3 protein-coding genes, 2 tRNA genes and 3 rRNA genes are annotated in these 8,329 nt (G+C 53.2%); all 8 read right to left on the bottom strand.

Annotation, left to right across the window (positions count from 1 at the left end):
* Positions 1–65 precede the first annotated feature (65 nt).
* A 5S ribosomal RNA gene (rrf, locus tag ISX93_RS10190) occupies positions 66–181 on the bottom strand.
* 142 nt (positions 182–323) lie between these two features.
* Positions 324–3,216, bottom strand: a 23S ribosomal RNA gene (locus ISX93_RS10185).
* Positions 3,217–3,458: 242 nt separating this feature from the next.
* A tRNA-Ala gene (locus tag ISX93_RS10180) sits at positions 3,459–3,534 on the bottom strand.
* A gap of 31 nt (positions 3,535–3,565) precedes the next feature.
* Positions 3,566–3,642: transfer RNA gene (locus tag ISX93_RS10175), tRNA-Ile, on the bottom strand.
* 93 nt (positions 3,643–3,735) lie between these two features.
* Positions 3,736–5,272 (bottom strand): 16S ribosomal RNA (locus ISX93_RS10170).
* The 16S, 23S and 5S rRNA genes sit together here with 2 tRNA genes alongside, the layout of an rRNA operon.
* A gap of 506 nt (positions 5,273–5,778) precedes the next feature.
* Positions 5,779–6,621 (bottom strand): CDP-diacylglycerol--serine O-phosphatidyltransferase, encoded by an 843-nt coding sequence (pssA, locus tag ISX93_RS10165; protein WP_195778608.1) that lies wholly within the window; start codon positions 6,619–6,621, stop codon positions 5,779–5,781.
* 157 nt (positions 6,622–6,778) lie between these two features.
* Positions 6,779–7,795 carry a ketol-acid reductoisomerase gene (gene ilvC / locus ISX93_RS10160; RefSeq protein WP_195778607.1) on the bottom strand — a complete coding sequence of 339 codons (1,017 nt, stop codon included), beginning with the start codon at positions 7,793–7,795 and terminating at the stop codon, positions 6,779–6,781.
* A 42-nt stretch (positions 7,796–7,837) separates the two neighbouring features.
* Positions 7,838–8,329, bottom strand: a complete 492-nt coding sequence (gene ilvN / locus ISX93_RS10155) for an acetolactate synthase small subunit (protein ID WP_195778606.1) — start codon at positions 8,327–8,329, stop codon at positions 7,838–7,840.

Raw genomic sequence — 8,329 nt, 5'->3', positions numbered from 1 at the left:
TATAACCCTATCCTGCAAAAGCAAACCCCCGACCCGCTTACGCGGATCGGGGGTTTGGGATAGGTGCTTGACGATGACCTACTCTCACATGGGGAAACCCCACACTACCATCGGCGATGCATCGTTTCACTTCTGAGTTCGGGATGGGATCAGGTGGTTCCAACGCTCTATGGTCGTCAAGCAATTTTGTTGCTGTCTCGGGGTTAGCCGCTACAGCGAATCGGGTATGTGATATCGGTTGGTAATGCGTGTTCTGGCAAACTTTCGGTTTGTTGTCGACTTCAACCATCGAGCACGCAAACTACAAATTGTTTGGGTGTTATATGGTCAAGCCTCACGGGCAATTAGTATTGGTTAGCTCAACGCCTCACAGCGCTTACACACCCAACCTATCAACGTCGTAGTCTTCGACGGCCCTTCAGGGAGCTCAAGGCTCCAGTGAGATCTCATCTTGAGGCAAGTTTCCCGCTTAGATGCTTTCAGCGGTTATCTTTTCCGAACATAGCTACCCGGCAATGCCACTGGCGTGACAACCGGAACACCAGAGGTTCGTCCACTCCGGTCCTCTCGTACTAGGAGCAGCCCCTCTCAAATCTCAAACGTCCACGGCAGATAGGGACCGAACTGTCTCACGACGTTCTAAACCCAGCTCGCGTACCACTTTAAATGGCGAACAGCCATACCCTTGGGACCGGCTTCAGCCCCAGGATGTGATGAGCCGACATCGAGGTGCCAAACACCGCCGTCGATATGAACTCTTGGGCGGTATCAGCCTGTTATCCCCGGAGTACCTTTTATCCGTTGAGCGATGGCCCTTCCATACAGAACCACCGGATCACTAAGACCTACTTTCGTACCTGCTCGACGTGTCTGTCTCGCAGTCAAGCGCGCTTTTGCCTTTATACTCTACGACCGATTTCCGACCGGTCTGAGCGCACCTTCGTACTCCTCCGTTACTCTTTAGGAGGAGACCGCCCCAGTCAAACTGCCCACCATACACTGTCCTCGATCCGGATAACGGACCAGAGTTAGAACCTCAAAGTTGCCAGGGTGGTATTTCAAGGTTGGCTCCACGCGAACTGGCGTCCACGCTTCAAAGCCTCCCACCTATCCTACACAAACAAGTTCAAAGTCCAGTGCAAAGCTACAGTAAAGGTTCACGGGGTCTTTCCGTCTAGCCGCGGATACACTGCATCTTCACAGCGATTTCAATTTCACTGAGTCTCGGGTGGAGACAGCGCCGCCATCGTTACGCCATTCGTGCAGGTCGGAACTTACCCGACAAGGAATTTCGCTACCTTAGGACCGTTATAGTTACGGCCGCCGTTTACCGGGGCTTCGATCAAGAGCTTCGCTTGCGCTAACCCCATCAATTAACCTTCCGGCACCGGGCAGGCGTCACACCCTATACGTCCACTTTCGTGTTTGCAGAGTGCTGTGTTTTTAATAAACAGTCGCAGCGGCCTGGTATCTTCGACCGGCATGGGCTTACGTAGTAAATACTTCACCCTCACCGGCGCACCTTCTCCCGAAGTTACGGTGCCATTTTGCCTAGTTCCTTCACCCGAGTTCTCTCAAGCGCCTTGGTATTCTCTACCCAACCACCTGTGTCGGTTTGGGGTACGGTTCCTAGTTACCTGAAGCTTAGAAGCTTTTCTTGGAAGCATGGCATCAACCACTTCGTCATCTAAAAGACAACTCGTCATCAGTTCTCGATCTTGAACGCCCGGATTTGCCTAAGCATTCGATCTACCACCTTAAACACGGACAACCAACGCCGTGCTGGCCTAGCCTTCTCCGTCCCTCCATCGCAGTAACTAGAAGTACAGGAATATTAACCTGTTTCCCATCGACTACGCTTTTCAGCCTCGCCTTAGGGACCGACTAACCCTGCGTCGATTAACGTTGCGCAGGAACCCTTGGTCTTTCGGCGTGGGTGTTTTTCACACCCATTGTCGTTACTCATGTCAGCATTCGCACTTCTGATACCTCCAGCCAGCTTCTCAACTGACCTTCACAGGCTTACAGAACGCTCCTCTACCGCATCACTTACGTGATACCCGTAGCTTCGGTGTATGGTTTGAGCCCCGTTACATCTTCCGCGCAGGCCGACTCGACTAGTGAGCTATTACGCTTTCTTTAAAGGGTGGCTGCTTCTAAGCCAACCTCCTAGCTGTCTAAGCCTTCCCACATCGTTTCCCACTTAACCATAACTTTGGGACCTTAGCTGACGGTCTGGGTTGTTTCCCTTTTCACGACGGACGTTAGCACCCGCCGTGTGTCTCCCATGCTCGGCACTTGCTGGTATTCGGAGTTTGCATCGGTTTGGTAAGTCGGGATGACCCCCTAGCCGAAACAGTGCTCTACCCCCAGCAGTGATACATGAGGCGCTACCTAAATAGCTTTCGAGGAGAACCAGCTATCTCCGAGCTTGATTAGCCTTTCACTCCGATCCACAGGTCATCCGCTAACTTTTCAACGGTAGTCGGTTCGGTCCTCCAGTTAGTGTTACCCAACCTTCAACCTGCCCATGGATAGATCGCCCGGTTTCGGGTCTATACCCAGCGACTAAAGCGCCCTATTAAGACTCGCTTTCGCTACGCCTCCCCTATTCGGTTAAGCTCGCCACTGAATATAAGTCGCTGACCCATTATACAAAAGGTACGCAGTCACCCAACAAAGTAGGCTCCCACTGCTTGTACGCATACGGTTTCAGGATCTATTTCACTCCCCTCTCCGGGGTTCTTTTCGCCTTTCCCTCACGGTACTAGTTCACTATCGGTCAGTCAGTAGTATTTAGCCTTGGAGGATGGTCCCCCCATATTCAGACAAAGTTTCTCGTGCTCCGTCCTACTCGATTTCACTTCTAAGACCTTTTCGCGTACAGGGCTATCACCCACTATGGCCGCACTTTCCAGAGCGTTCCGCTAAAATCAAAGAAGCTTAAGGGCTAGTCCCCGTTCGCTCGCCACTACTAAGGGAATCTCGGTTGATTTCTTTTCCTCAGGGTACTTAGATGTTTCAGTTCCCCTGGTTCGCCTCTTGCACCTATGTATTCAGTACAAGATAACCATCTTATGATGGCTGGGTTCCCCCATTCAGACACCTCCGGATCAAAGTCTGTTTGCCGACTCCCCGAAGCTTTTCGCAGGCTACCACGTCTTTCATCGCCTCTGACTGCCAAGGCATCCACCGTATGCGCTTCTTCACTTGACCATATAACCCCAAGCAATCTGGTTACTGTCTCGAACGTGAAGACGACATTCGCCGAAAATTTGCACTTGAGAACACGCAAATTTTACCTTGACTCAAACAATCACCAGTGAAAGAGATTGTTTGGTCACTTCTATCACATACCCAAATTTTTAAAGAACAGTTCTGGCGCAAAGACCAGAACTCAACATCTCAGCCTATCCAGGCAGATGCTCAGTTCTGAGCTTTCAGCGATTTCGAGTTAATGGTGGAGCCAAACGGGATCGAACCGTTGACCTCCTGCGTGCAAGGCAGGCGCTCTCCCAGCTGAGCTATGGCCCCATCTAATGATCTGGCCACGACCCTTGACAATTGGTGGGTCTGGGCAGATTCGAACTGCCGACCTCACCCTTATCAGGGGTGCGCTCTAACCAACTGAGCTACAGACCCAATCGTCTCTCTCGGGTCTATTAACCCAATCGCTTTTCGCAAGTGAATCAAGCAATTCGTGTGGGTGCTTATGAAGAAGCTGAAGTCTTCGATTAAGGAGGTGATCCAGCCGCAGGTTCCCCTACGGCTACCTTGTTACGACTTCACCCCAGTCATGAATCACTCCGTGGTAACCGTCCCCCTTGCGGTTAGACTAGCTACTTCTGGAGCAACCCACTCCCATGGTGTGACGGGCGGTGTGTACAAGGCCCGGGAACGTATTCACCGTGACATTCTGATTCACGATTACTAGCGATTCCGACTTCACGCAGTCGAGTTGCAGACTGCGATCCGGACTACGATCGGTTTTGTGGGATTAGCTCCACCTCGCGGCTTGGCAACCCTCTGTACCGACCATTGTAGCACGTGTGTAGCCCTGGCCGTAAGGGCCATGATGACTTGACGTCATCCCCACCTTCCTCCGGTTTGTCACCGGCAGTCTCCTTAGAGTGCCCACCATAACGTGCTGGTAACTAAGGACAAGGGTTGCGCTCGTTACGGGACTTAACCCAACATCTCACGACACGAGCTGACGACAGCCATGCAGCACCTGTGTTCGAGTTCCCGAAGGCACCAATCTATCTCTAGAAAGTTCTCGACATGTCAAGGCCAGGTAAGGTTCTTCGCGTTGCTTCGAATTAAACCACATGCTCCACCGCTTGTGCGGGCCCCCGTCAATTCATTTGAGTTTTAACCTTGCGGCCGTACTCCCCAGGCGGTCAACTTAATGCGTTAGCTGCGCCACTAAGTCCTCAAGGAACCCAACGGCTAGTTGACATCGTTTACGGCGTGGACTACCAGGGTATCTAATCCTGTTTGCTCCCCACGCTTTCGCACCTCAGTGTCAGTATCAGTCCAGGTGGTCGCCTTCGCCACTGGTGTTCCTTCCTATATCTACGCATTTCACCGCTACACAGGAAATTCCACCACCCTCTACCGTACTCTAGCTTTGCAGTTTTGGATGCAGTTCCCAGGTTGAGCCCGGGGATTTCACATCCAACTTACAAAACCACCTACGCGCGCTTTACGCCCAGTAATTCCGATTAACGCTTGCACCCTCTGTATTACCGCGGCTGCTGGCACAGAGTTAGCCGGTGCTTATTCTGTCGGTAACGTCAAATCAGCAACGTATTAAGCTACTGACCTTCCTCCCAACTTAAAGTGCTTTACAATCCGAAGACCTTCTTCACACACGCGGCATGGCTGGATCAGGCTTGCGCCCATTGTCCAATATTCCCCACTGCTGCCTCCCGTAGGAGTCTGGACCGTGTCTCAGTTCCAGTGTGACTGATCATCCTCTCAGACCAGTTACGGATCGTCGCCTTGGTGAGCCATTACCTCACCAACTAGCTAATCCGACCTAGGCTCATCTGATAGCGTGAGGTCCGAAGATCCCCCACTTTCTCCCGTAGGACGTATGCGGTATTAGCGTCCGTTTCCGAACGTTATCCCCCACTACCAGGCAGATTCCTAGGCATTACTCACCCGTCCGCCGCTCTCAAGAAAAGCAAGCTTTTCTCTACCGCTCGACTTGCATGTGTTAGGCCTGCCGCCAGCGTTCAATCTGAGCCATGATCAAACTCTTCAGTTCAATACTGATCGGGTTTTGAGAAAACCCTAAACTTGGCTCAGCAATCGCAAAAAACTCTCAAATTAACGAGTGTTACTTGTGATGCTGATAATCTTGCGATCCTCAGTCTTACTACACAAGCACCCACACGAATTGCTTGATTCAGTTGTTAAAGAGCGTTTGGCTGATTCGTTCGTCTCAACCAAGGCCGCGCATTCTACAGCAGCCTCTACTTCCGTCAAGCCTATTTCAAAGAATTTTTCGTTTCTTCTCAACCGCTTGCGCTACTAACACCAACACTGCATGCCGGTAGCGGGAGGCGAATTCTACAGACTTAACCACCCGTGTCAACATAACCGATCACTTTTGTTTAGGAATAGCACAAGAGTCAGTCAACGGCCAATTCAACAGCCAGCAGCCACAGGGCATCCACCCTACAACCCAACCACTGGATGCGCCGGCCCCCATCCGAAGCTCCTTCGCAGCCCCCTAAGCTACCGGCGAATTAATCACGACAGCCCGGACAGCTATACCTGCGACCTATTACGCTTACGCAGCCGCAACAAGTACTGAAGAGGCCCTGATGTTGCGTACGCCAGAAACGCCAGCAACAAAATCCGCGCGGGATCGCTAAAGACCACAGCAAACCCCAACACAATGGCCAGTATCGCCACGAAGGGCACTCGCCCCCGCAAATCAAGTTTCTTGAAACTGCTGTACTTGAAGTTGCTGACCATCAGCAGGCCAGCAGCAGCAACCAGTAAAGCAAACAGGACTACCACCACGATGGGCAGGTCTTGACCCGCAACGCCGCTTTTCTCGCCGAGCGTCCAGACCGCCCAGACCGTCCCGGCAACCACGCCCGCCGCCGCAGGACTGGCCAGGCCAATAAAATAGCGGCTATCCGCCTTGCCTATCTGGGTATTGAAACGAGCCAGGCGCAGCGCAGCGCAAGCCACATAAATGAACGAGACTGCCAGCCCGACATTCCCCAGCGCGGAAAGCGCCCACTCGTATGCCAGGATGGCCGGAGCCACGCCAAAGGCAACCATATCGGACAGGGAGTCATATTCAGCGCCAAAAGCGCTTTGCGTATTTGTCAGCCTGGCGACTCGGCCGTCAAGACTGTCCAGCACCATTGCGACGAAGACCGTTATGGCTGCAACCTCGAAGTTGCCGTTGACCGCATTGATGATCGCGAAATAGCCAGCAAACAAATTCGCCGTGGTGAACAGATTCGGCAACAGATACACGCCGCGATGGCGAACCTTGCGCCCCTCGGCATCACAGCCTTCTTCTACATGCTCATCAACGGGCAGCAACCTTTCCGAATCAGCAGCTTTGGGAGCACCTTCGGGACGTTCGTTCATCAACAGCACCTTTCGACGATTTGAGAAAAACAGACGATGGAATCTGTGCCATGGACCCGACAAATCTGAATCCAGCGTTACAGCTTTATACCAGAAGCCGGGGCAGACAATAAAAAACGCGGCATTCGCCGCGTTTTTATGACCTCGACAGTCGCGCTTAGTTCTTGCTCTTGTCGACCAGCTTGTTAGCCGCAATCCAAGGCATCATGGAGCGCAGTTTCTCGCCAACCACTTCAATGCCATGGGCTGCATTGTTGCGCCGATAGGCTGTCATCGATGGATAGTTGGAAGCACCCTCCAGGATGAACATCTTGGCGTACTCGCCGTCCTGAATGCGCTTGAGTGCATTGCGCATAGCCTGACGCGACTCGGCGTTGATCACTTCAGGGCCGGTCACGTACTCGCCATACTCGGCATTATTGGAGATCGAATAGTTCATGTTGGCGATACCGCCTTCGTACATGAGGTCAACGATCAGCTTCAACTCGTGCAAGCATTCGAAATAAGCCATTTCCGGCGCGTAGCCTGCTTCAACCAGCGTCTCGAAGCCGGCCTTGACCAGCTCGACACAACCACCACAGAGCACCGCTTGCTCACCGAACAGATCGGTTTCGGTTTCATCCTTGAACGTGGTCTCGATGATGCCGGTACGACCACCGCCGACGCCGGAAGCGTAGGACAGCGCAACATTCTTGGCATTGCCGGAAGCGTCCTGGAAGATCGCAACCAGGTCAGGAATACCGCCACCCTTGACGAACTCGGAACGAACGGTGTGGCCCGGGGCCTTGGGCGCGATCATGATCACGTCGAGGTCGGCACGCGGCACCACCTGATTGTAGTGAATGGCGAAACCGTGGGCGAAGGCCAGGGTGGCGCCTTTCTTCAGATTCGGCTCAACCTCATCACGATACAGACGACTCTGGAACTCGTCCGGCGTCAGGATCATCACCAGATCGGCAGCAGCCACTGCTTCGGGAACACTCTTCACCGTCAGGCCATGGGCTTGCGCCTTGGCAACAGTGGCGGAACCCGGACGCAGGCCAACCGTAACATCCACGCCCGAATCCTTGAGGTTGCATGCATGCGCATGGCCCTGGGAGCCGTAACCGATGATGGCGACTTTCTTGCCGCGGATGATCGAAAGATCACAGTCTTTGTCGTAATACACTTTCATGGATATTCCCCTATTCGACCCCTAGGGTCAGTTGTAAATGGTTTAAATGCTCAGAACCTTGTCGCCACGGGCAATGCCTGTAACGCCACTGCGTACGGTTTCCAGAATCGAGGCAGCGCCGATCGCCTCGATAAAGCTGTCCAGCTTGTCCGTCGTCCCGGCCAGCTGGATGGTGTAGACGCTGGTGGTCACATCCACGATCTGGCCGCGGAAGATATCGGTAGTGCGCTTGATCTCTGCGCGCTGGGCCCCAGTCGCCTTGACCTTGACCAGCATCAATTCACGCTCGATGTGTGCGCTTTCCGACAGGTCCACCAGCTTGACCACTTCAATGAGCTTGTTCAGGTTCTTGGTGATCTGCTCAATGACTTCATCGTGCCCGACCGTGGTCAGCGTCAGCCGCGACAGGGTCGCATCCTCGGTCGGCGCCACGGTGAGGCTTTCGATGTTGTAATTGCGCTGGGAAAACAGGCCTACCACGCGGGACAGTGCGCCTGGTTCATTTTCCAGCAAAAGCGAAATTATATGTCGCAT

The organism is Pseudomonas sp. N040 (genome assembly GCF_015637705.1).
GTDB lineage: Bacteria > Pseudomonadota > Gammaproteobacteria > Pseudomonadales > Pseudomonadaceae > Aquipseudomonas.
This window is presented reverse-complemented; position numbering and strand designations above follow the sequence as displayed.

Bases quoted from the DNA above. Each gene is read 5' to 3' on its own strand.
- pssA (WP_195778608.1), bottom strand. From the start codon at position 6,621: ATGAACGAACGTCCCGAAGGTGCTCCCAAAGCTGCTGATTCGGAAAGG.
- ilvC (WP_195778607.1), bottom strand. From the start codon at position 7,795: ATGAAAGTGTATTACGACAAAGACTGTGATCTTTCGATCATCCGCGGC.
- ilvN (WP_195778606.1), bottom strand. From the start codon at position 8,329: ATGCGACATATAATTTCGCTTTTGCTGGAAAATGAACCAGGCGCACTG.